The organism is Effusibacillus sp. SKA8 (assembly GCF_058273125.1).
On the sequence record NZ_JBZCSF010000009.1, the window covers coordinates 63,955 to 85,844 of the forward strand.

General features: G+C 53.2%; 18 protein-coding genes and 1 riboswitch. Of the genes, 3 read left to right on the top strand and 15 right to left on the bottom strand.

All coding sequences use genetic code 11. The features are described 5' to 3' along the window. Positions 1-48: 48 nt before the first annotated feature. From AC4ED1_RS09100 to AC4ED1_RS09135, 8 genes are all read right to left on the bottom strand, one after another. On the bottom strand, positions 49-1,185 hold the full coding sequence (locus AC4ED1_RS09100) for an acyl-CoA dehydrogenase (RefSeq protein WP_490937821.1): 1,137 nt from the start codon (positions 1,183-1,185) through the stop codon (positions 49-51). A gap of 143 nt (positions 1,186-1,328) precedes the next feature. Further along, the gene (locus tag AC4ED1_RS09105) at positions 1,329-2,111 is read right to left on the bottom strand and encodes an enoyl-CoA hydratase-related protein (RefSeq protein ID WP_490937823.1); all 783 of its coding nucleotides are present in this window, start codon (positions 2,109-2,111) and stop codon (positions 1,329-1,331) included. Between the two features lie 9 nt (positions 2,112-2,120). Next, positions 2,121-2,975 carry a 3-hydroxybutyryl-CoA dehydrogenase gene (locus tag AC4ED1_RS09110; protein ID WP_490937825.1) on the bottom strand — a complete coding sequence of 285 codons (855 nt, stop codon included), beginning with the start codon at positions 2,973-2,975 and terminating at the stop codon, positions 2,121-2,123. Positions 2,976-3,080: 105 nt separating this feature from the next. After that, the gene (locus tag AC4ED1_RS09115) at positions 3,081-4,262 is read right to left on the bottom strand and encodes an acetyl-CoA C-acetyltransferase (protein WP_490937827.1); all 1,182 of its coding nucleotides are present in this window, start codon (positions 4,260-4,262) and stop codon (positions 3,081-3,083) included. A 73-nt stretch (positions 4,263-4,335) separates the two neighbouring features. Next, positions 4,336-6,372 (bottom strand): heterodisulfide reductase-related iron-sulfur binding cluster, encoded by a 2,037-nt coding sequence (locus AC4ED1_RS09120; protein ID WP_490937829.1) that lies wholly within the window; start codon positions 6,370-6,372, stop codon positions 4,336-4,338. 234 nt (positions 6,373-6,606) lie between these two features. Next, positions 6,607-8,847, bottom strand: a complete 2,241-nt coding sequence (locus AC4ED1_RS09125; protein ID WP_490937831.1) for an S-layer homology domain-containing protein — start codon at positions 8,845-8,847, stop codon at positions 6,607-6,609. Positions 8,848-9,013: 166 nt separating this feature from the next. Then, the gene (locus AC4ED1_RS09130; RefSeq protein WP_490937918.1) at positions 9,014-9,181 is read right to left on the bottom strand and encodes a DUF1427 family protein; all 168 of its coding nucleotides are present in this window, start codon (positions 9,179-9,181) and stop codon (positions 9,014-9,016) included. A gap of 34 nt (positions 9,182-9,215) precedes the next feature. After that, entirely contained in the window at positions 9,216-9,653 is a 438-nt protein-coding gene (locus AC4ED1_RS09135; protein WP_490937833.1) for a YwiB family protein, read from the bottom strand. Between the two features lie 125 nt (positions 9,654-9,778). Continuing rightward, a riboswitch (M-box (ykoK) riboswitch) is annotated at positions 9,779-9,945 on the top strand. Between the two features lie 171 nt (positions 9,946-10,116). Between AC4ED1_RS09135 and AC4ED1_RS09140 the strand changes: the two genes are divergently transcribed. After that, positions 10,117-11,844: an ABC transporter permease gene (locus AC4ED1_RS09140; RefSeq protein ID WP_490937836.1), complete on the top strand. Its 1,728-nt coding sequence runs from the start codon at positions 10,117-10,119 to the stop codon at positions 11,842-11,844. A gap of 14 nt (positions 11,845-11,858) precedes the next feature. Then, positions 11,859-13,178, top strand: a complete 1,320-nt coding sequence (locus tag AC4ED1_RS09145) for an ABC transporter ATP-binding protein (RefSeq protein ID WP_490937838.1) — start codon at positions 11,859-11,861, stop codon at positions 13,176-13,178. Positions 13,179-13,233: 55 nt separating this feature from the next. On the opposite strand, the gene AC4ED1_RS09150 is transcribed toward AC4ED1_RS09145, so the two are convergent. Both AC4ED1_RS09150 and ftsW read right to left on the bottom strand, forming a co-directional pair. Further along, positions 13,234-14,943: an APC family permease gene (locus tag AC4ED1_RS09150; protein ID WP_490937840.1), complete on the bottom strand. Its 1,710-nt coding sequence runs from the start codon at positions 14,941-14,943 to the stop codon at positions 13,234-13,236. Between the two features lie 146 nt (positions 14,944-15,089). Beyond that, positions 15,090-16,244: a putative lipid II flippase FtsW gene (gene ftsW, locus AC4ED1_RS09155; protein ID WP_490937842.1), complete on the bottom strand. Its 1,155-nt coding sequence runs from the start codon at positions 16,242-16,244 to the stop codon at positions 15,090-15,092. 112 nt (positions 16,245-16,356) lie between these two features. Between ftsW and ytaF the strand changes: the two genes are divergently transcribed. Then, positions 16,357-16,965 (top strand): sporulation membrane protein YtaF, encoded by a 609-nt coding sequence (gene ytaF / locus AC4ED1_RS09160; protein ID WP_490937844.1) that lies wholly within the window; start codon positions 16,357-16,359, stop codon positions 16,963-16,965. 14 nt (positions 16,966-16,979) lie between these two features. Here the strand turns inward: ytaF and rodA are convergent, their stop codons facing one another. The 5 genes from rodA to speE form a co-directional block, all read right to left on the bottom strand. Next, positions 16,980-18,140 carry a rod shape-determining protein RodA gene (gene rodA, locus AC4ED1_RS09165; protein WP_490937846.1) on the bottom strand — a complete coding sequence of 387 codons (1,161 nt, stop codon included), beginning with the start codon at positions 18,138-18,140 and terminating at the stop codon, positions 16,980-16,982. A gap of 132 nt (positions 18,141-18,272) precedes the next feature. Further along, a complete protein-coding gene (locus tag AC4ED1_RS09170; protein ID WP_490937847.1) occupies positions 18,273-19,133 on the bottom strand; it encodes a polysaccharide deacetylase family protein in 861 nt (286 codons plus the stop codon). A 58-nt stretch (positions 19,134-19,191) separates the two neighbouring features. Further along, a complete protein-coding gene (gene tatC, locus AC4ED1_RS09175; RefSeq protein ID WP_490937848.1) occupies positions 19,192-19,917 on the bottom strand; it encodes a twin-arginine translocase subunit TatC in 726 nt (241 codons plus the stop codon). Positions 19,918-19,961: 44 nt separating this feature from the next. Continuing rightward, positions 19,962-20,831, bottom strand: coding sequence for an agmatinase (gene speB / locus AC4ED1_RS09180; protein WP_490937920.1), 870 nt, complete (start codon positions 20,829-20,831; stop codon positions 19,962-19,964). A 27-nt stretch (positions 20,832-20,858) separates the two neighbouring features. Continuing rightward, positions 20,859-21,692: a polyamine aminopropyltransferase gene (gene speE, locus AC4ED1_RS09185; RefSeq protein WP_490937849.1), complete on the bottom strand. Its 834-nt coding sequence runs from the start codon at positions 21,690-21,692 to the stop codon at positions 20,859-20,861. Positions 21,693-21,890: the final 198 nt, after the last annotated feature.

Here is a 21,890-nt window from a genome sequence, read left to right on the forward strand (position 1 = left end):
CCGTATCAGGCCGTATCAGAAAAATGGTTTTCTTCGTTTAAAGTTCATCTAAAGTAAATTTTTCGCGACCACGATTCGTTGAATCTGGTTGGTGCCTTCATAGATTTGCGTTATTTTCGCGTCGCGCATATACCGCTCAACCGGATACTCCTTCGTATAGCCGTAACCGCCATGCAATTGCACCGCATCGGTTGTCACGGACATCGCCGTGTCGGCGGCAAACATTTTGGCCATCGCGGCTTCTTTCGAGCAGGGAAGCCCCTGCTCCCGCAACATCGCGGCCCGGTACACCAAAAGCCTCGCCGCCTCAATCCTCGTCGCCATATCGGCCAGCATGAACTGTACGCCCTGGAATTGAGAGATGGGCTTGCCAAATTGCTCTCTTTGTTTTGTATAGGACAGCGCCGCGTCAAAAGCGGCGCGGGCGATTCCCAGCGCCTGCGCGGCTATGCCGATTCTTCCGCCGTCCAGATTGCTCAGCGCGATCTTGAATCCTTCCCCTTCGCGGCCCAGAAGTTGGGCGACGGGAACTTTTGCGTCTTCAAAAATCAGAGCTGTGGTCGCCGAACCGTTCAGCCCCATTTTCTTCTCTTTCCTGCCGATTGACAAACCGGGAGTGTCTTTCTCGACGATGAAGGCAGAAATGCCGGCCGGACCTTTGCCCGGGTCGGTTACCGCAAACGTGATGTAAAGGTCGGCTTCCCCTCCGTTGGTAACGAAGATTTTGGAACCGTTCAAGATATAGAAGTCGCCCTGCCTGACCGCCCTTGTCGAGATACGGGAAGCATCGGACCCGGCATTGGGCTCGGTCAGAGCGAACGCCCCCAACAGTTGACCAGATGCCAGTTGTTTGACATATCGCTCTTTCTGTTCATCCGATCCGCATTTCAGGACCGGCATCGTGCCAACCGATGTGTGAACCGCAAGAATCACGCCGGTCGTGGCGCTTGCGTAAGAGATTTCTTCGATCGCCAACACGTAGGAAAGAAAATCCGCTCCTACGCCTCCCCATTCCTCCGGGATCGGTATGCCCATCAGGCCAAGTTCTCCCATCTTGTGGACAATCTCCCGGGGAAACCGGTCCTCTTCGTCAATCTGTGCTGCCCGGGGAGCAATCTCTTTCAGCGCAAATTGCCGGACCATGTCCCGAATGTCCTGCTGATCCTGTGTCAGAGTGAAATCCAATTTACGTCTCCCCCCCCCAAAATTCCGCTTGACCGAGCCAAACGCTCCGACCGAACGCTCGATCAGCCAAATTGTTCGAACAGCCACCCGTCCGTTTCGGTCCTGCTCCTATCTCCCTGTTTTTCTCTGTTTCTGTTTGCTTCTTACTTCCTTTGAAACTTCGCCGGCCGTTTCTCAAGGAACGCCGTCATGCCTTCGCACCGGTCTGCCGTGCCGAACAAGGTGCCGAACGTTTCCGATTCCAACGCCAGTGCGCGGTCCAAATCCATATTCAGCCCCTCATTCACCAGCTTCTTGCTGAATTGCACGGCAAACGGCGCTTTGGCGATCATTTTCAGCGCGATTTCCTTTGCTTTCGCCAGCAGTTCGGCAGGCTCCACCACATGATTGACAAGCCCGATCTGAGCGGCGCGTTCCGCCGTGATCATATCGCCCGTCATCAGCAGTTCCTTCGCAATCCCCGGCCCGACAAGCCGCGGCAGACGCTGCGTGCCGCCAAATCCGGCGACGATTCCCAAGTTGACTTCCGGCTGTCCGAACTTCGCATTCGTGCTTGCCACCCGGATGTCGCAAGCCATTGCCAACTCACAACCGCCACCGAGCGCGAACCCGTTCACTGCGGCGATGACCGGTTGCGGCAAACGTTCGATTTTGGAAAACACGGCGTTGCCAAACTGTGAAAACGCCCTCGCCTCAAGCGGCGTCTTCCCGTGCATTTCCGCAATGTCGGCACCTGCGACAAACGCTTTTTCGCCCGCTCCCGTAACGATCACCGCCTGGACAGAGGAGTCCTTTGCGATCAAGTCCAGCAACTCCGACAACTCGCCCAATAATGCGGAACTCAAAGCGTTAAGCGCCTTTGGCCGGTTGAGGGTGACGGTTGCGATTCCGCCTTCCGCCGAATAAAGCAGATGTTCGTAATTCATCCCGCATCCCTACCCTTCGTAAACGTAGAATCCGCGACCGGTCTTGCGCCCGAGCCAACCTGCTTTCACATATTTCCGGAGCAACGGACACGGACGATACTTGGAGTCTCCCAATCCTTCATGCAGGACTTCCATGATCGCCAGACAGGTGTCCAACCCGATAAAATCGGCCAGCGTCAACGGCCCCATCGGGTGGTTCATGCCGAGTTTCATCACTTCGTCGATCGCTTCCGGTGTCGCCACGCCTTCATAAACGCAGTAGATCGCTTCGTTGATCATCGGCAGCAAAATCCGGTTGGACACAAACCCGGGAAAATCGTTGACTTCCACCGGCACTTTGCCCATTTTCCCGGCCAGTTCCTCAATGGTCTTGTACGTTTCGTCGCTCGTCGCCAAACCGCGAATCACTTCCACAAGTTTCATGACGGGCACCGGATTCATGAAGTGCATGCCGATTACCAGCTCCGGGCGCTTCGTAACAGCCGCAATCTCGGTAATCGGTAGCGACGAAGTGTTGGTCGCAAGAATCGCCCCTGCCGGCGCAATCGTATCAAGCTTGCGGAAGATGTCGCATTTTACGTCCATGTTTTCAACCGCCGCTTCGATGGCCAGCTGCACGTCCCCGGCATCCGCCAAATCGGTGGAGGGGTGGATCCGGGCGAGAATCGCCTGTTTCTCCTCTTCTGTCTTGCGGCCTTTTTCCACATCCCGCGACAGGTTTTTCTTGATTGTGTGGAGACCCCGTTGTACGAATTCGTCTTTCAGATCGTTCAGAACAACTTCCAATCCCGCCTGTGCCGCCACTTGCGCGATGCCGCTTCCCATCTGGCCCGCGCCGATCACAATCAGCTTTTCGATGTTCAAGGTACTCTCCTCCTTTTACCGGCCCTCCAAAGCGGCTCGAATCTTTAAAGCGACGCGACTCTGCCGCTTATCCGAATACTTTGTTTAACCCCGGGATGATGGGTCTTACTCCACGCGAACGAGTATCGCGTCGCCCTGGGCGGCGCCGGAGCAGATCGCGGCGATGCCGAGACCGCCGCCGCGGCGCCGCAACTCATGGACGAGTGCCCCGACAATGCGGGCCCCGCTTGCTCCAATCGGGTGCCCGAGCGCGATCGCGCCTCCGTTCACGTTGACTTTCTCTTCATCCCATCCGACGATTTTGCCCGAGGTCAGGGTAACGGCGGCAAACGCCTCGTTCACTTCGAACAAATCGATGTCGGACAATTGATAGCCCGTTTTTTGCAATAACTTCCGGATGGCTAGCGCCGGAGTGGTGGCGATATAAGGCGCCTCGGCGGCGACCTCCGCGTGCCCCAGGATCGTCGCAAGAGGCTCTTTGCCCTCCTCTCTCGCGCGCTGTTCCGACATGAGCACCAAAACGGCAGCCCCGTCATTCACTCCGGGAGCGTTCCCAGCCGTGATGGTGCCGTCCTTTTTGAAAACTGGGGGTAGGGCCGCGAGCTTCTCAAGGGATGTGTCCCGGCGCGGGGCCTCGTCGGTATCGACTACGGTCACCTCCCCTTTTCTCCCCGGCACTTCCACCGGCACGATCTCTTCCGCCATGCGGCCCGCTTCGATGGCGGCAATCGCCCGTTGATGGGAACGCAGCGCCCATGCGTCCTGCGCTTCTCTCGAGATGCCGTATTCCGCCGCCACAACCGAACCGTGCACTGCCATATGCACATCATGGAAGGCGCAGCGCAGTCCGTCATACGTCATCAGATCGATCACCGGTCCATCTCCCATCCGCATTCCCCAGCGCCCGGCGGGAAGCGCGTAGGGAGCGTTCGACATCGACTCCATTCCCCCGGCAACGACCACATCCGCATCTCCCGCGCGAATGATCTGGTCGCCAAGCGTCATCGCCCGCATCCCGGAAGCGCATACTTTGTTGACGGTCTCGGTCGGCGTCGTCCACGGGAGCCCGGCCTTGACCGCAGCTTGACGGGACGGAATCTGCCCCGCCCCGCCTTGCAACACCATCCCCATGATGACTTCATCCACCTGTTCGGCCGTCACACCTGCCCGCCGCAACGCCCCGCGAATTGCAACCGCCCCCAGCTCCACCGCCGGCAACGGCGCCAGCGCTCCGCCAAACCGGGCGAACGGCGTCCTCGCCGTGCTGACAATCACCGTCTTGCGCACTTGAATCCCCTCCCTCACTTGGCATTATTCATGGGACAACCCTTTCCCCTGTTCGCCGCTTTCGCCGGTTGATTCATGCCACGGACATATCCAGCAGTTCGACGACGTCATAAGTGCTGATGGTGTCTTCGACACTTTTTGCTTTCGTGCCGTCGATCATCATTGTCATGCAGAACGGGCATGCCGTCCCGATCACCGTGCAGCCGGTCTCCATCGCTTGTTCGGTTCGCATCACGTTAATGCGGTCCGTTCCTTTCAATTCTTCTTTCCAGAAAGAGCCGCCGCCGGCGCCGCAGCACATGCCGCGTTCCTTGTTGCGCTCCATCTCGACGATTTTCACGCCCGGAATCCGTTCCAGGATGTAACGCGGCGCGGAATAGATGCCGTTGTAACGTCCCAGGTAGCAAGAATCGTGGTACGTGATAATTTCGTTCACTTCCTTGCTCGGCACGAGCTTGCCTTCATCGATCAGCTTCGCGAGCAGTTCGGTCGCATGGATGACTTCCACGCCCTCCAGACCGAATTCCGGGTATTCGTTTTTGAAGGTGTTGTAGGCGTGCGGGTCGGTGGTGACGATTCTCTTCACATTGTAGGCTTTAAAAATCTCGACATTCGCTTCCGCCAACGATTGGAACAAGAACTCGTTGCCGAGGCGGCGGGCGGAATCTCCGTCACTTTCCTCCTCTTTGCCGAGAATCGCAAAGTCGACGCCCGCTTTGTTCAGCAGATTGACAAACGCCCGGGCAATCTTTTGGTTGCGCGGGTCAAACGAACAAGCGGATCCGACGTAGTACAGATACTCGGCTTGGCCGTCCACTTCCGCCATTGTGCGGACATTGAGGTCTTTTGCCCAGTCGGCGCGGGTACTGCGGTTCTGCCCCCACTCGTTCGACTGTCGCTCGAGGTTCTGGAAAGCGCGGTTGATTTCCGCGTTTGCTTTTCCTTCCGTCAAAACCAAGTAACGCCGGAGATCGATAATCTTGTCGACATGTTCGTTGTACACCGGGCACGCTTCCTCACATGCGCGGCACGTCGTGCAAGACCAGATTTCGTCTTCGCTGTAAACATTGCCGATCAACATCGGAAGGTCCTCCGCCGCGGCGGAAGCTGCCGCCACTTCGGCGTTGACGCCCGAAACGCCGGTCGCCGCCGCCAGTTTCCCGGCAAGGAAGCGGTCACCGACTTCCGTCAGGTGATCGCGCATTTTCAAAATCAGGTACTTCGGGGACAACGGCTTGCCCGACAAAGTCGCGGGGCAGTTCACATGGCAGCGGCCGCATTCGGTGCAGGCGTACCCGTCAAGCAACTGCTTCCAAGTAAACTGGTCAATCCGTCCCACCCCGAATTCTTCCACCGTCTCGTCCGACAGATCCAGCGTACGCAACCGCCCGTGCGGCGTAAGGCGCCGGAAGTAGGTGTTGATGCCGGCCGCGATCATGTGCAAATGCTTGGATCGCGGGATAAAGACCAGGAATCCGAACAAAATCGCCAGATGCACCCACACGAATAATTCTTTGCTCACTTCGAGAACCGTCCCGTTGCCGCCGGCAAAAACGCTGCCAAGCCAGGACGCAACCGGTGAAACCCAGCCGGGATCTTCACCCTTTACCGCCACTTCCAGTCCCATCACGATTAAGTCGGTAACGACCAGCCCGCCGATCAATCCGAGGATGATGTACGCCTCCGCCGTTTGATCCAGCCGCATGGGGCGGAAGAAAAACCGGCGTATTGCCGCAATCAGGATAGCAGCCAAGACAAGCAGCGAGAACAGTTCATGAACGAACACAAACCAGCCTGCCGTCCCGACCAGCGGAAGATGCACGCCAAAAATGTGACGGGCGATAAATTCCAACGTGCCAAAGGAAAGCACAATGAATCCCCAGAAAATAAAGAAATGCCCGATACCGGCCGGTTCGGCCAGCACCTTCGCCTGTCCCAGCACGTCCCGGAAAATGGAGCGGATGCGCTCATCCCGCCCCTCAGGCCGCGACTCCGGACGGCCGAGCATCAGATACTGGTACTTTCGGTGCAACGCGGTCCAAAACAGATAAATCGATCCCGCCGCAACCGCAAGGAAAAGAAGAATGCGAATCCAAGTCACACCTTTCAACCCCTTTTTTCGAATACGATCCCGAATCCGAGCTTGTATTGTCCACCAGCCCGGCACATATCAAACGTTCGGTCGATTCTCCCATAAAAATAAAATCCCCTAGTAATACATATACCCTATTACCAGAAGATTTGCGACGGAAAAAATGAATGGTCATTCAGGATTATGGCCCGTGTAGATTCCCAAGGCCTCTTTATAGTCCCTCTTACGAAGTTTTTCGCAATCTTTCCACGGTTATTTGCTGATATAGTACGGATACCCTTGTTTTTCTTTCAATTGGTCCAACACTTTGGTCAGGACGACTGCCGCTTGCGCTTTGGTCACGGGATCTTTGGGCATAAACCTGCCTTCCCATCCCGTCATAATGCCAAGCCCTGCCACGATGGCGACATCGCCCATATATTGCCCGTCGGAATCAACATCGGAATAGTGGTTTTTAAACGTATCCTTCGCCTCCGACAATTTCCCGTATCCGAGCACGGCGGTAACCAGATCGGCCAATTCTTCCCGTGTCATGACATCGTCCGGCCGGAAATTTTTCACGTCCCGGTCGATCCATTTGCGAGCGGCCGCCTCTTCGATAAAGCCAAAATTCGGATCTGTCTTCGGCACATCGGCAAAGGAAGCTTTCTCAGCCGTCCGGCGCGGCCCATCCACGGCCAGCAGCATGTATTTCACCATGTCGCCGCGCGTCACACCCGCGTCCGGATTGAGTTTTCCGTCCTGCACTTTAAAAATGCCGCGTTCCACGAAATAGCGAAGCTGCTTTTCCGCCCAGTGCCCCTTGATGTCCTGAATATCCACCGGTTCGACAGGCTGCCCTTCCCCCCATGGAGAGACCCATTCGCCGCTCACCGCGTTCAACATCTGCACCGGACCGTTGACCGCCGGGGCATAGACGAGCGCAACCGACTTCGGTTTGGCCGAATCGTACGGCGTTTTTCCTTTTTCGTAAATCGGAACATACTGCAGCCGGAGCGGATATTTTTCAACATATTTGTTCAAGGCGCTGTCCATGCTGATTAGGCCGGTCCTGGGTTGGAACTGCAATTTTTCGTCCCAGCCGCCCATGCCCATGAATTCCCGTACCTGTCCGGTGTTCGGATCGATTCCGACCCTCATGCTGCCCTCGCGAGTCGGGATGCCGTCAACCAACCGGACAAATTCAAAGGAATAGCCAGGCCCGATTTTTAAGGCCATTTTGGCGTCCATTGCGGGATTTAGCGCCAATTGGTTCGCTTTTGTCGGCATGGCCGATTTCACGAAATCGATCGCTTTCTGGCGTGCCTGATCCGTTGAAATCGCCGGGTTTTGCGGGAATTCGTACGGTCCTTCCCGATATTCCCAACGCATATATTCGCGCAGTTCGCCGGTTTTTGCATCGATGGAGACGGACGCATTCTGCATGGTTTTGTAATCTTTCGGATCACCCTTGCGGTACCCGAAGCGCCAGAAATGCTGGCTGCCGTTAACCGATTCGTAACTCGAGTTTTCCAGGATAAAGCCATCAAGCTCCAATTTGTAAGAGGCCACGAGTTCAAGAGCCTCTTCTTTGCTGAGATCCTTTGTGCTTTTCGGTTCGCCCTGCTTGTCGGCGATCGGCTTGAATTCAACCGGAGCGCTGGCCGGTACGGGATTGCCGTCGAATCCGATCGCAACACCCTTTGTGGCGTCAATCGCCGGCAACGCTCCCGGACCGAAGGAGGGTTCCCAGGGCCCGTACAGCAGTTGAAGCTGATGATTCTCATAGGCATACGGCTTGTAAACCCTTTGATATTGAAGCTGCAGATTCAACGCGTTCCGATAAATTTCCTTCGCTTGAGCTTCCGTTACGGACGCTTTTATATCCGGAAACGTTACATTGTCGGACCAGTTAAAGGAATAGCCGCGAAGTTCCCCTTTTCCGTTCACACGGATCGAAATTCCATCGCTCGGATACGGGACGCCGTTGGCTATCCGTTCAAAGCGGAACATTTGCATCGTGTTCTGCGGACCGTAGGGACCATACAGAACCGGGTCCTGAACGGCCGCCTCCTTCACTTGATTTACCTTGTCCGGCGCAAACCGCCTCAGGTATTCGAGGGCTTTCACTCTCGCTTCTTCGCGGGAAATCGCGTTTTCCAAGGTGGAATCTTCGCGTTGGTTAAAATCGTAGTTGAGCAGCGTCCCGTTGTCCGCATCCACTACCAGATTGATATTGCCGTAATCGTAACGGTCTTCCTTGGCGAAATTGATCATCCAGACACTGCCCCGTCCAAAGGGACTCTGGCCGTCTTTCGCGTCATGAAAGGATGCGCTGCGCAGCTTGTAGCCTTCCGGAATCGCAATGTACTTCCTGGCAATTTCGATTGCCTGGTCTTGTGTGATCGACGATGTTGCGGCGGACGGCGCGTCCGCGAGAACCGCATAGGGCACCGACGTGAAAAGCATCCCCACTGCAAGCGCAACCGCGGTGGTGCGTTTCAACTGTCTCATACCGATCCTCCCCGAAACCTTTTCTGATTATCCTAAATTTTCCAAAAAGTAGTATTCTATCTTTTTCCAATGCTATAGACGATAAAACATCGGGAAAAGTTACAGTTTTTCAAAAAAATTTTGCCGGGAGGCAAGGCGGATGAAAGGAGTACAACTCAGTCGGCTGCTATTGCCACAGTCGGCTGAGCCAGGAAAATACGATCCCTCCGAGCCAAATCCCGATAATGCCGAGAACTCCGGAAAAAACGGGCGGCGCCGGAAGCGGGAGTTTCATCGCGGAAAAAAGAAAGCCCACAATCAATCCGGTTAAGAACGACAAGACCCAGACGCGCATATCCAAAAAGAAACCCCCTTTCCATCAATATCATCTACTCCATCGGTACTTGACCGGCAGGGTGGATTTGCAGTTCCACTTCCATGCGGCTGACCGCACCGGCCATATCCATCTTGTACGCAAGCCGCAAACGACCGCCCTTTATGGAAAGATCATGTTCCAGGCGGTATGTGTCAATTTCAACGGGAAGAGTCCCGTGCGCGGTCACCAGTGTGGCGCTGTCTGCCGTACCCGTTTTGAACAGCACCCGCATTCCCGTTGCTCCCTGACGAATCAACAAAGCCTGCAGCGGCTCGATTTTCCATACGGTTTGCGTCCCTGTTCCGCCGTCTTCGCCGGTCTCCCGATAAGTCAGATACAGGGCGCTCTCTTTCCGGTACAGATACCCTTTTTCCCGAGATGTAAACGACTGTGCCGCACCGTCCACGACCTGCCTGGTATGAATCCGGATGCGTACCGGGATCTTCTCCATGCGACCACCCCCGCCTTTTACTGTAGCAGAAATGGGAAGACCTGCATAATTGCGCCGTGTCAACCATCTTGACTTATCCGCCGAGATTTGCAAAGATTAGGAATAGAGAATTGCCTTAGAATCAGAAAAATCCTCGTTAGGCGAGGCTACTGTACAAACACATGCCACTGCCCGGAAACGTCGAAAGACGCCAATGGGTTGAACAGGTATTGCCGGATTAAGGCTTTATCTAATGTGGCTGAGAAAAATTCTCTACGTTGTACAGTGCTAAAGCTCAACCAGGGGGATTTTGGTTATTTGCAATTGAAAAAATTGCAGATGCATACCCCCTGTTTAAAACAGGGGGTTTTATATTGTGGCAGGGGAGGACTTGACATGGATGATGCGCGAAGTAGAACGCTGCGGATAATGCGTAAAACTAGGTACAAGATAGAATTTAGCAGGAATGAAGGGAAAGATCCGCATGATGATGAATCGATTTGGTTTTTTGAAAGGAAGAAAATTCGGATGGATTGATTTGTTCGTCACTCTTTTTGTGTTTGCGCTTTTATACGGGATTATGGATATAGGCGCGGGGATGCGGGTTCCTTTTTCACAGGCAAACCAGCCGCAAATTGATTTAAATCCGGTTTATCTCCCCTATTACGCGGGGCGTTCGCTGATCCGAATGTTTCTTGCTTTTCTTGCTTCCTTACTTTTCACCTTTATTTACGGGCGAATTGCCGCCACAAACCGGATGGCTGAAAAAATTATGATCCCTGTCATTGATATTCTCCAGTCGGTGCCGGTGCTCGGGTTCCTTTCCGCCACCATCACATTTTTTATCTCGCTGTTTCCCGGCAGTCTTATGGGAGTCGAATTGGCTTCCGTTTTTGCAATCTTTACGGGACAGGTTTGGAACATGACCTTTAGTTTTTATAATTCCCTGACAACCATTCCCCGCGACTTACAAGAAACATCACAGGTTTTTCGGTTAAATGGGTGGTCCCGTTTTAAAAAGCTGGAAATTCCTTTTTCGATGATCGGATTGGTCTGGAACAGCATGATGTCCTTCGGCGGCGGTTGGTTCTTTCTTTCCGTCAGCGAAGCCATTACCGTTCTGGGAACCAATGTCAGACTTCCCGGTCTTGGCTCTTATATGGCGACAGCAGTGGATCAGGGAAACGTGCAAGCTCTCATATACTCGATTCTGGCGATGATCCTTACGATTGTATTGGTGGATCAATTATTCTGGAGACCGCTTATCGCTTGGTCCGATAAATTCAAGGTGGAACTTACGGAAGCAAACGAAAGGCCGACATCTGCCGTATTGAAGATCTTACAGCGCTCGGCGGTCGTTCACCTGTTTGTCAGGTACACTTTCACTCCCGTTTGGAGGATGATCGATCATTTTCTGAATCGGGTTTCGGCTGCAAAGGAAAAAAGGACTGCAAGCGCAAGGAACGTACGTTTGGCAATTCAGCTTGTGATTTTATTGGCGGTTCTATTATTTCTGGCCCGGTATGTCTATCAGGGATTTTTGGAGGTGCGGCAGCTCGGTTATGCCGAGATGTTGCATGTGATTTGGCTCGGGTTTTTGACACTGTTGCGGGTTGTGGTGGCCATTGTCCTGGGCGGGCTTTGGACAATTCCGCTGGGGGTAAAAATCGGATTCAATTCGCGTTTAGCGCAGATTGCCCAGCCCCTGGTCCAAATCGCATCTTCCTTTCCGGCCAACATGCTGTTTCCGCTGGTTACAATGATTTACTTAAAGTTCAACGTGAATTTCGAAATTGGCGCCGTTCCCCTGATGATGTTGGGAACCCAATGGTATCTCTTATTTAATGTGATCGCAGGTGCTATGGCAATTCCGACGGACCTGCGGGAAACCAGCGACATATTTGGGCTGACCACTTGGGAAAAGTGGAAAAAACTCATTCTGCCCGGCATTTTTCCTTATCTTGTTACCGGCGGCTTAACGGCGATGGGGGGCGCGTGGAATGCAAGCATCGTATCGGAAATTGTCACATGGAAACAAAACACGCTGGCTGCCACCGGGCTTGGCGCTTACATTGCGCAAGCCACCAACGATGGAAATTGGGCGGCGATTATCTGGGGAATTTTCGTAATGTCTTCGTTTGTTGTCCTGATTAACCGGCTTTTGTGGAAAAGGCTCTACAAACTCGCTGAAGTCAAGTACCACATTGAATAGGAGGGGTGTAAGCCGTGAAAAAAGAGCAGATCATCGAATTAGTCGGCATCACCAAAAAATACGAATTCGGCGAAACAGTTGTTACCGTATTGGATCATATAAACTTACAGATAGGCGAAGGGGAATTTGTGGCAATCTTGGGCCCTTCCGGTTCTGGAAAATCCACATTGCTCCGCATCATAGCCGGTTTGGTTTCCCCGTCAGAAGGAAAAGTTCATTATCTTGGAAAGGGCATCATCGGCGTCAATCCGGGTGTCAGCATGGTTTTTCAATCGTTTGCCCTATTCCCGTGGCTGACGGTTCTTGAAAACGTGAAGCTCGGTCTGCAAAAAACCGATTTGACGGATCAGGAAAAACGGGAAAAGGCCATCCGGATGATCGATATGCTGGGATTGGACGGGTTTGAAAGTGCTTACCCGAAGGAACTGTCCGGAGGGATGCGGCAAAGAGTGGGAATTGGAAGGGCTCTTGTGTCCGAACCGGACGTACTCCTGATGGATGAACCGTTTTCCGCGCTTGATGTGTTGACCGCCGAAAATTTGCGCCGTGATATTCTCGAACTGTGGCTTGAAAAAAAGATCCCCACAAAATCGATCGTGATGGTTACACATGGGATTGAAGAAGCGGTTTATATGGCGGATAGGGCTGTTGTCTTGTCCCGTGATCCTGCAAGGATCATTGCGGATGTTCCAATTCCTCTCCCCCACTGGAGAGAAAAAAAAGATCCAGTGTTTGAAAACCTGGTCGACGATATCTATTCCTTGCTGACAGGGTATAAAGAGAATCCGAAAATGTTTTCGAAGGATCAGGAAACAACAGGTAAAAATATCAAAGCAATTCCCGATGTTCCGGCGGGTGCAATGACCGGGTTCATTGAACTGCTTGACGACCTTGGTGAAAAATCCGACCTGTATAAACTGGCAGACCAACTCAGCCTCAATCTCGAAGATTTTCTCCCCATTGTTGAATCCGCGTCATTGCTTGAATTTGTGCGCGTTCAAGAAGGAGACATTGAATTGACCCCTCTGGGAAAAACGTACGCAGAAGCGACGGTTTTAGAACGAAAAGATATTTTTAAACAACAGGTCTTAAAAAATGTTCCCATTATGGAACGAATCATCTGGATCTTGCAATCAAAAAAGAACAACCGAATGCCGCGTGATTTCTTCAGTGAAATCTTCCGCAAACATTTTGGCGACGAAGAAGGGGAAAAACAGCTTGACACCTGCATTGGATGGGCGCGCCAGGCGGAATTGTTCGCATACGACGAGCACTCCAAGTTGTTGTTCTTGGAAAAAGAAGAAGCAGATAAGGGTAAGCAAGAGACGCATTGACCCCTCCCATTGAAAATGCCTTCTGATGCTACAGAAGGCATTTTTATGCTTTACTTTACTCATGCAAGTGATAAGGCATTGTCGCAATCACCACATCCTTACGGGCCAACAGTCTTGAACGGATGCGAAAAGCCGATTGGTTGTGCAGGATGCGCTGCCAGAACTTCCTGGGCACAAACTGCGGCAGCAGCACCATGACCGTCTCCTTTTCGCGGACCCGTTTGTCGATTCTGTCGATAAATTCCTCAAGCGGTCCCACGATGGAACGATAACGGGATACGAAGGTCACAAGCCGGACACCCGGATTCCATTTTTTCCATTTTTGCTCCATTCGATCTGCATCTTCCTCAGAAAATGCCACGTAAAAAGCCACCACATTTGGCGTAAGGACTTTGGCGTACGCGATGGTGGAAGCGACCACCCGGTGGATTCCCGCAACCGGCACGATGATGATCGCTCCCTTTTGCGGCAGGGGTTCGGACAAATCGAGGCGCAGTTGATCCGCAACCGCGTCATAATGCCGGTGAATGTTCGCAATCGTCCAGACGAAGATCGGCGTCACCACAATGACAATCCAAGCGCCTTCCGCAAACTTGGTGACGCAAAAAATGACCAGGACGACAAACGTCACCGCAGCCCCGATGCCATTGATCACCGCGCGCCGCCGCCAACCCTTTTTCCGTTCCCGCAGCCACTTCCGGACAAGACCACTCTGCGCCAACGTGAATGACAAAAAGACCCCGATTGCATAAAGCGGAATCAGAGCGTCCGTCTTCCCTTCAAATACGACAAGCAAAAGGCTCGCTAAGATACCCAAAGTGACAATCCCATAATTGTATGCCAAACGATCCCCCCGATTGGCAAACATGCGGGGAAAGTTTTTGTCCTGCGCCATAATCGACGCAAGAATCGGAAACCCGTTGAAACTCGTGTTGGCAGCTAATGTCAAGATCAGCATAGTGGCAATTTGTGTAACATAATAAATCCCGCCCCGACCAAACGAGTTTTCGGTCACCATTGACAATACGGAGGTGTTTCCGGTGGGATCGGGGGTCACACCGTAAGCTAACGCCAAAATGGTTACCCCGCCAAAAATCACCGCCAACAAAAGACCTAATAAAACTTGCGTCAATTTTGCATTGCGCTGGGCGGGAGCCCGGAAATGCGGCACCGCGTTTGAAATCGCTTCAATTCCGGTGACTGCCGAACAGCCGGAGGAAAAAGCTTTTAATAAAACGAACATTGTGAACCCCGCAGGAATCGTCGTGGGAAAGGCGACCGATTGTCTGACATGTCCGGAACCGGTTAGTAAATCAAAGGCGCCTTTGCCGATTAACAGCAACATACAGCCAATGAACAAATAAGTGGGAAAGGCAAACACCGTACCCGATTCTGATGTCCCCCTTAAATTCATTAACACCATGATCCATACAAGAGCGAGCGAAATCGGTATAATGTAGGGTATCGTTAGCGGAAATGCGGACGTAATTGCCTGTACTCCCGCAGATACGGAAACGGCTACTGTTAAAGTATAGTCTATTAGCAGCGAAACACCCGCAAGCCGTCCCCACATCATTCCCAAATTCTCCTTGGCTACCATGTAAGCGCCCCCGCCCTGGGGGTATGTGTCAATTACCTGTCGGTAACTGACGATCAGGATTCCAATCAGAATCATGATTGCAACCGCGACCGGCAAGGAAAACGAGAATGCAACCGCTCCAACGGTGGCCAATTCAAGCAGGATTTGCTCCGTTCCATATGCCACGGAAGAAAGGGCATCCGACTTCACCCCTCTGCCAGATCTCTCGACGACATTTAATACACAGATATACTTCCCATCCGTCAAGCACAATAACAAGAAATTATCAATAACAGGCGCATATCCTGGGATTTGCGGGAATTCTCCATCCGTCAAAATCTGGAAATCCAGCCGGATTCCACTCTTTTTCCCGGGTACGGAGTCCGCTCCTCAATCGTATACCGTGAAAGATTCAAAAGTACTCCCAGTGCGGTCAGTTTGATTATCAGCGCACTGCCGCCATAGGAAATAAGCGGCAGCGGGATGCCAATCACCGGCAGCAGATCGCTCACCATCCCGATATTGGCCAGCACGGCAAATCCGATCATCGCCGTAACACCAGCCGCGACCAGCGCACCGAAACGGTCGGGCAAAAGGGAGACGATCCGGGTTGCCCGCCAGATTAAAACCGCAAACAATCCAATCAACAGGATCCCGCCAATGGTGCCCCATTCTTCCGACAGAATGGCAAAAATAAAATCGGTGTGCGGCTCGGGGAGATAAAGAAATTTTTCGATGCTCCGCCCCAGCCCCAAGCCCGTCCAGCCGCCGGAGGAGAGGGCGTACAGGGAGTTTGCCTGTTGAAAGCCGAAATCCTGCATGTGCTCCGGCGAGAACGGATCCAGAAAAGCGAAAATCCGCTCCCTCCGGTAATCCGACAAGAAGATGAAAGCAAAGGCCAATAGACCGGCCGGTACGAGAAGTTTGCCCAAGTGCCGCAGCGGAGTGCCTGCGACAAACAGGATCGCCAACGCGCTGCCCGCCAACAGGGAGGCCGCGTCCATGCCCGGTTCGATCATCACAAGCCCCGCAAACAGAGCGGTGATCACAACCGGCGGCACAACCCCTTTTTTAAAATCGTGAAGAACATTCTGTTTTTTTGTAAGAAAGTGGGATATGTACAAGAGAACGGTAAACGTTGCCAGTTCGGACGGTTGGAAGGATATCGGCCCCAGATAAATCCAGCGATGCGCACCTTTGACACCGGGGAAAAAGAAGACCAGCAGCAAGCTGATCAGTGAAAAGGGAACCAGCAGTTTCAGGACATTCCGCCATTTCCAGTAAGGCACGTTCATGGCGATGGCCATGGCAGCCAGTCCCAGCACGGTCCATACGCACTGCCGGACAAAAAAGTACTGCGGGGACTTTCCCATCTCCTGGTAAGCCCAAATGATGCTGGCGCTGTAAATGTTCAGCAAACCGATGCAGACAAGCAAGAGAATGACGATAAGCAAAATAAAATCCGGACGGTGGCGGGTAAGTTTCATAAAGTTCCTCCCATTGGCCCGCAAACAGGAAACTCGGCCAAGCAATTCACCATAGAATAACTGGACGGCAGCCCAAAAGGCTGTTAAAAAAGCTTCGGCAGGGGGCCTGACCATGCACTGGCTGACCATTGTCCTGATCGGCATCGCTTCCAACCTGGACAATTTGGGGATTGGCGTCTCGTTTGGAATGCGGTCGACACGAATCCCCTTCACGTCAAACCTGATGATTGCGCTCATTTCCATGATCGCCACTTACCTGTCCCTCTCCGTCGGAGAGTGGGTTTCTCACTACATTTCGGAAGACGCGGCAAACCTCGGCGGCGGCATGATCATTACCGCAATCGGCGTCTGGACGATTTGGACGAACTTCAATCGGCCTTTATCCGAATCCTCAAAAACGAATGACACCGATACTCTAACGGATGTTCTCCGCAATCCGGCAAATGCCGATCTTGACCATAACAGCGTGATTTCAGGGAAAGAGACATTTCCGTTGGGCCTGGCACTTGCCCTGAACTGTCTGGCAAGCGGCTTCGGTGCGGGCGTCAGCGGGGTTTCGCCGCTTGGGGCGACAATTTCGGTGGGTGTTTTCTCGCTTGTCACAGTCGATCTTGGCGTGCGCGCCGGACACAAAATCGCCCAAACCTGGCTGGGCCGCTATTCGAACCTGATTGCGGGCCTGCTGCTGATCGGAATCGGCTGTTATGAGATGATCAACTGACCTCCGGGTTTGTTTTAAAACGCAAGCTTTCTTCGCCGCAGGGCAATCGAAAGCACGATTCCCACCACCATAAAATTGGTCAGGAGAGAACTTCCGCCGTAGGAGACAAACGGCAGCGTAATCCCCGCGACCGGCATGATGGCCAGATTCATGCCGATATTCTCAAAGACCTGAAAGCCGAACATCCCCACCGCCCCGGCAATAAAGTAAGCGGAAAAACTGTCGGCCACTGTGGCTGCGATCCGGATCATCCGGTAGAAAAATAGGAAAAAGAGCAAAATCAGCAGACTGGAGCCGATAAATCCGAACTGTTCGGCAATCGCGGAGAAAATAAAGTCGGTCCACTGCTCCGGAACCCAGCCGCCCTGCGTTTGCGGTCCGTTCAGCAAACCTTGCCCGGTCAACTGGCCCGCTCCCACGGCAATCTCCGCCTGGCGAACCTGGAACCCGTCCCCCGTCGGATCGGCTTCCGGATCCAACAACGTGACGATTCTTTTTTGCTGATGTTCCGCCAGCGGCAGTTTGTGAATCAGGTTAATGGTCTGATCGGGATACACGTCCGCAGCAAGAATGATCCCCACCAGAAAAAGCCCCCCGACAATCGAAAAAACCAGCAGTTGCCGTTTGCTCAAAGACAGGATGATCATGCTGAACAGAATTCCTAGCAACACAAGCGCCTGCCCAAGCGCGGGCTGTTTGAGGATCAATAACAGCGGCACCCCTACGATCAGCAAAAGAACGCCAAAATGTTTCCAGCCAAACGGTTCTTCCTTTTGCTGCACCTTTTCCATGTAGTCCGCGATCATCAGAATTACGAATATTTTCGCGAATTCGGACGGCTGAAACTGAAAACCTGGCAGTGTGATCCAACTGTGCGCTCCTTTGACCGCCGGAAACGCAAATACGACAACTAACAAAAAAAGGCTGATCCCATACCCGATCCGGGCCACCCGTTTGCGAAACATCCGGTAATCGAGCGCAACAAACAGGAACATGCAGGCGTAAGAAACGATCTGCCAGACAATCTCTTTGACATACCAGCTTTCCATCCCGGCGCGGTTGACGGTTGCGGCATAAACGGCTTCCGTGCTCAAAACGGAGATCGCAAGCAAGATCAGTACCAGCAAGAAATCAAAGTCCCGGACATGTCTCTTCAGCCAATCCAAACTCACCATATCGGTCACCCTTCTCCAATCCGCGAACTACAGTATAGCGAAAAAATACGGAAAAATTGTGGAAAAGCCCAAAAAGAAGACCACAACGCGAAAGAGTTATGGTCACAAAAACGGTTTAGGTCAGATTGTCATTCAGAAAGATTTTGTGGCCGGAATGTTTAACAATTGCGGTACAGTTACAAACGTGTATCCTTGCGATTTAAGTGTCGCGATGATTTCGGGCAAGGCCCTGACCGTATTGCTTAAATCTTCTCTCTTTCCACCGGCGCTGTGCTGTAAGATAATCCCTCCCGGACGAAATTCTTTCCGTACATAGTCCAGGATCTGAGGAACCGGCGTACCGGCCCAGTCGCGGGTATCCACTGACCAGTCGATCACTCTGTACCCCATGGCCCCGACTTCCCGGATGATGTCGGGGGTCGTGGCGCCGTATGGCGGCCGGAAAATGGCCGGATGATACCCCACGATCGAATCCAGCAGCCGGTCCGTCCGCTCCACTTCCGAACGAATCCGATCCGGGGGCAGTTTTGTGAGTTTTGGATGGTCCCAGGTATGATTGCCGATCGCATGCCCTTCGTTGACAATCCGTTTGACCATCTCGGGATGGGCTTGCGCCCGCGTCCCGACGATGAAAAAGGTGGCCCTTACGCCATTTTGTTTTAAAATGTTGAGGATCTGCGTCGTATAATGGACATCGGGCCCGTCATCAAAAGTCAATGCGGCTTGTTTCACGGAACGCGGCCCCGCATAATACAGAACTCTCGAAGCCTCGCCCCCCGCCCTGACCGGGGCGCTTTCCCGATTTTGCAATTCGGGGCCGCCGGCCAGATCCGGCGTGTGGATATTGTCCCGGTCAGGAGTTGACAGACCCGGTGAAAGAGAGGATGGGGGAGAACCCGGCTGAGGAACCGGCGGAACCGCTCGCTGCATACAACCCGCAACAAGCATACCGGCCAGAAGAAGAATGGCTGACTTTTCCAATGAACGTGGCATGATACCGATCCCCCCTGTATTTATTGGGATAGGGATAGTATATGGATACAAACAGCCATTATACGCCTTCGGTTACGGCTTGTTCCCGATAGGACCATCTGCAGATCAAAACCGAAATCTCATACAACAGGAGCAGCGGGATCGACACCGAAATATGGGAAATGAATTCGGGCGGGGAAATCATGCACGCCACAACCACCAGAACGAAATACGCGTACCTGCGCAGTTGAATTAACCGCCGAGGGCTGACAAAGCCAAGCCGCGACAGGAACATCACGACAATCGGCATTTCAAAAAACAGCCCGAGCGGCAAAATGACGCTCGCCATCAGGCCATAGTAACCGGACGCCGTAAAGAGCATATTGAATTGCTGGCTGCCCAGCCGGATTAAAAAGGAAAACAGCATGGGAAACACGACGAACCAGCCGAAGGCCGCTCCCAGGAGAAACATGGCGTACACGCCCGGAATGTACCGCAACGTGATTTTTCGCAACTCTTTACTTAAAGCCGGGGCGACAAAGCGCCAGATCTGCCAGAGAATAAAAGGAATCGTCAGGACCAGCGCACTGACTCCCGCAACCATAAAATACACGTGCAGAACCTCACTCGGTCCTAAAACCGTTAATTTGATTCCGGGCCCTGCCGGCCTCTCCAAAAAAGCAAAAATAGGATTGATAAACAGGAAGGACAGGCAGAGAAACCCGGCAAACACCAGCAAGACGAAGATCAGACGCCTGCGCAATTCAGTCAAATGCTCAACCAGATTGATCCGTTGGTTCGTCATATCACTTCACCCGGTTTTAACCAACTTCCGCCACACCGGCAAACTTACTTCACAAACCCCAACAGCACTTCCCGGATCACCTTCGATGCCACGATCTGCGACAATTCGGACGGATCGATGCCGGGCGCGACTTCCACAATATCGAAGCCGACGACATTCAGCCCCGCTTCCGCGATCGCGTGGATCGACTGCAGCAGTTCCTGCGAGGTGATGCCTCCCGGTTCGGCGGTGCCGGTTCCCGGCGCGAATGCGGGATCGAGCACATCGATGTCCACCGTGACATAGACCGGCCGCCCTTTCAGTTCCGGCAGCACTTTTTGCAACGGCTCCAATACCGCAAACGGATAAAAATGGGTGTTCGCCCGCCCCCACTTGAACTCTTCCCGCGTGCCCGAACGGATTCCGAACTGGTAGATGTTTTTCGGACGGATGAACTCCGACGCCATCCGGATAATCGCGGAGTGGGACAGTTTTTCCCCTTCGTATTGTTCGCGCAGATCCGCATGGGCGTCCATTTGCACCACGACAAGATCCGGATATTTTTGCGCAAGCGCTTTGAGCGGGCCCCAGGTGACCAGGTGTTCCCCGCCGATCCCCAGCGGAAATTTGCCGTCGGCGACGATTTTCTCGACAAATTCCCGAATTTGTTCCAGCGATCTTGCCGGATTTCCGAAGGCGAGCGGAATGTCCCCCGCGTCGAAATATTTGACGTCTTCCAGATGTTTGTCGAGGTAAGGACTGTATTCCTCTAGCCCGATTGACACTTCGCGGACGCGGGCCGGTCCCAGGCGCGTGCCGCCCCTGAACGATACCGTCCAGTCCATCGGCATTCCGTAGATCACCGCCTGCGCCGCATCGTAATCCTGTGTCGCGCCGATAAACTCGTTGCCGGCATAAGCGGGATCAAATTTCATGGGATGCAACGCCACTTCCCTCGCCTCCTACTTCAACAACTCTTCCACAAACTTTGGCAGATCAAAAATCGATTTGTGGATCTTCGGCGAATAGTACTTCGTGCCCGGCGGGTCAAACAGCTTCGATTCGTCCGCTTCCAGCGGGTCGTATTTTTTGGAGCCCAGGGTAAACCCCCACAGACCGGACGGATAGGTGGGAATGGAAGCCGTATAGTAGCGCGTGATCGGGAAGATCGACGAAATGTCCTTAAACACGCGGGTGATCAAGTCCCGGTTGAACCAGGGGGATTCGGATTGCGCCACCATAATCCCGTCTTCTTTCAGCGCTTCGTAAATACCCTGATAGAAGTCCTTCGCGAACAGCCCCACGGCAGGCCCGACCGGCTCGGTGGAATCGACGAGGATAATGTCGTACTCGTTTTTGTGTTCCATCACGTGTTTGATCCCGTCCATCACCTGCACATCGACTTTCGGATTACCGGTCAACTCGCTCGCAATCTGCGGCAGATACTGCTTCGACACCTCGATCACGCGGCCGTCGATTTCCGCCAGCACCGCTTTTTCCACACTCGGGTGTTTCACAATTTCGCGGATTGCGCCGCCATCGCCGCCGCCGACCACAAGCACCTTTTTCGGATTGGGGTGCGTGTTGAGCGCCACGTGGGAAATCATCTCATGATAGACAAACTCGTCCTTGTCGGTCGTCATGACCATGCCGTCGAGCACCAGCATCTTGCCCCACTGCAGGGTCTCGATCATATCGATATCCTGAAATTCGGACTTCTCCGTATGCAGCGTTTGCTTGACCTTCGCGGTAATGCCGAAATTCTCCGTTTGCTTCTCGGTGTACCAAAGTTCCATGTTCCGCATCCCCCTAACATCGTCGCTCCTAAAAGGTTTCATCCAGACAATTCATCATTATACATCAAGCCGGGCAATCTAGCAATTTGACCCGTCCTTTCCCTGTTGACCCGTCCTTTCCCCCTCCGTCATTTTGACTGGGAATCCCACGGGTATTCTGGCTAGCATTCTTGTCCATACTGGTTGCTAGACAATCTG

What these genes read in the sequence shown, in the direction of transcription:
- AC4ED1_RS09105 (WP_490937823.1), bottom strand. Translation starts at nt 2,111, where the DNA reads ATGAATTACGAACATCTGCTTTATTCGGCGGAAGGCGGAATCGCAACC.
- AC4ED1_RS09125 (WP_490937831.1), bottom strand. Translation starts at nt 8,847, where the DNA reads ATGAGACAGTTGAAACGCACCACCGCGGTTGCGCTTGCAGTGGGGATG.
- AC4ED1_RS09130 (WP_490937918.1), bottom strand. Translation starts at nt 9,181, where the DNA reads ATGCGCGTCTGGGTCTTGTCGTTCTTAACCGGATTGATTGTGGGCTTT.
- AC4ED1_RS09135 (WP_490937833.1), bottom strand. Translation starts at nt 9,653, where the DNA reads ATGGAGAAGATCCCGGTACGCATCCGGATTCATACCAGGCAGGTCGTG.
- AC4ED1_RS09140 (WP_490937836.1), top strand. Translation starts at nt 10,117, where the DNA reads ATGATGATGAATCGATTTGGTTTTTTGAAAGGAAGAAAATTCGGATGG.
- ftsW (WP_490937842.1), bottom strand. Translation starts at nt 16,244, where the DNA reads ATGAAACTTACCCGCCACCGTCCGGATTTTATTTTGCTTATCGTCATT.
- ytaF (WP_490937844.1), top strand. Translation starts at nt 16,357, where the DNA reads ATGCACTGGCTGACCATTGTCCTGATCGGCATCGCTTCCAACCTGGAC.
- rodA (WP_490937846.1), bottom strand. Translation starts at nt 18,140, where the DNA reads ATGGTGAGTTTGGATTGGCTGAAGAGACATGTCCGGGACTTTGATTTC.
- AC4ED1_RS09170 (WP_490937847.1), bottom strand. Translation starts at nt 19,133, where the DNA reads ATGCCACGTTCATTGGAAAAGTCAGCCATTCTTCTTCTGGCCGGTATG.
- tatC (WP_490937848.1), bottom strand. Translation starts at nt 19,917, where the DNA reads ATGACGAACCAACGGATCAATCTGGTTGAGCATTTGACTGAATTGCGC.
- speB (WP_490937920.1), bottom strand. Translation starts at nt 20,831, where the DNA reads ATGAAATTTGATCCCGCTTATGCCGGCAACGAGTTTATCGGCGCGACA.
- speE (WP_490937849.1), bottom strand. Translation starts at nt 21,692, where the DNA reads ATGGAACTTTGGTACACCGAGAAGCAAACGGAGAATTTCGGCATTACC.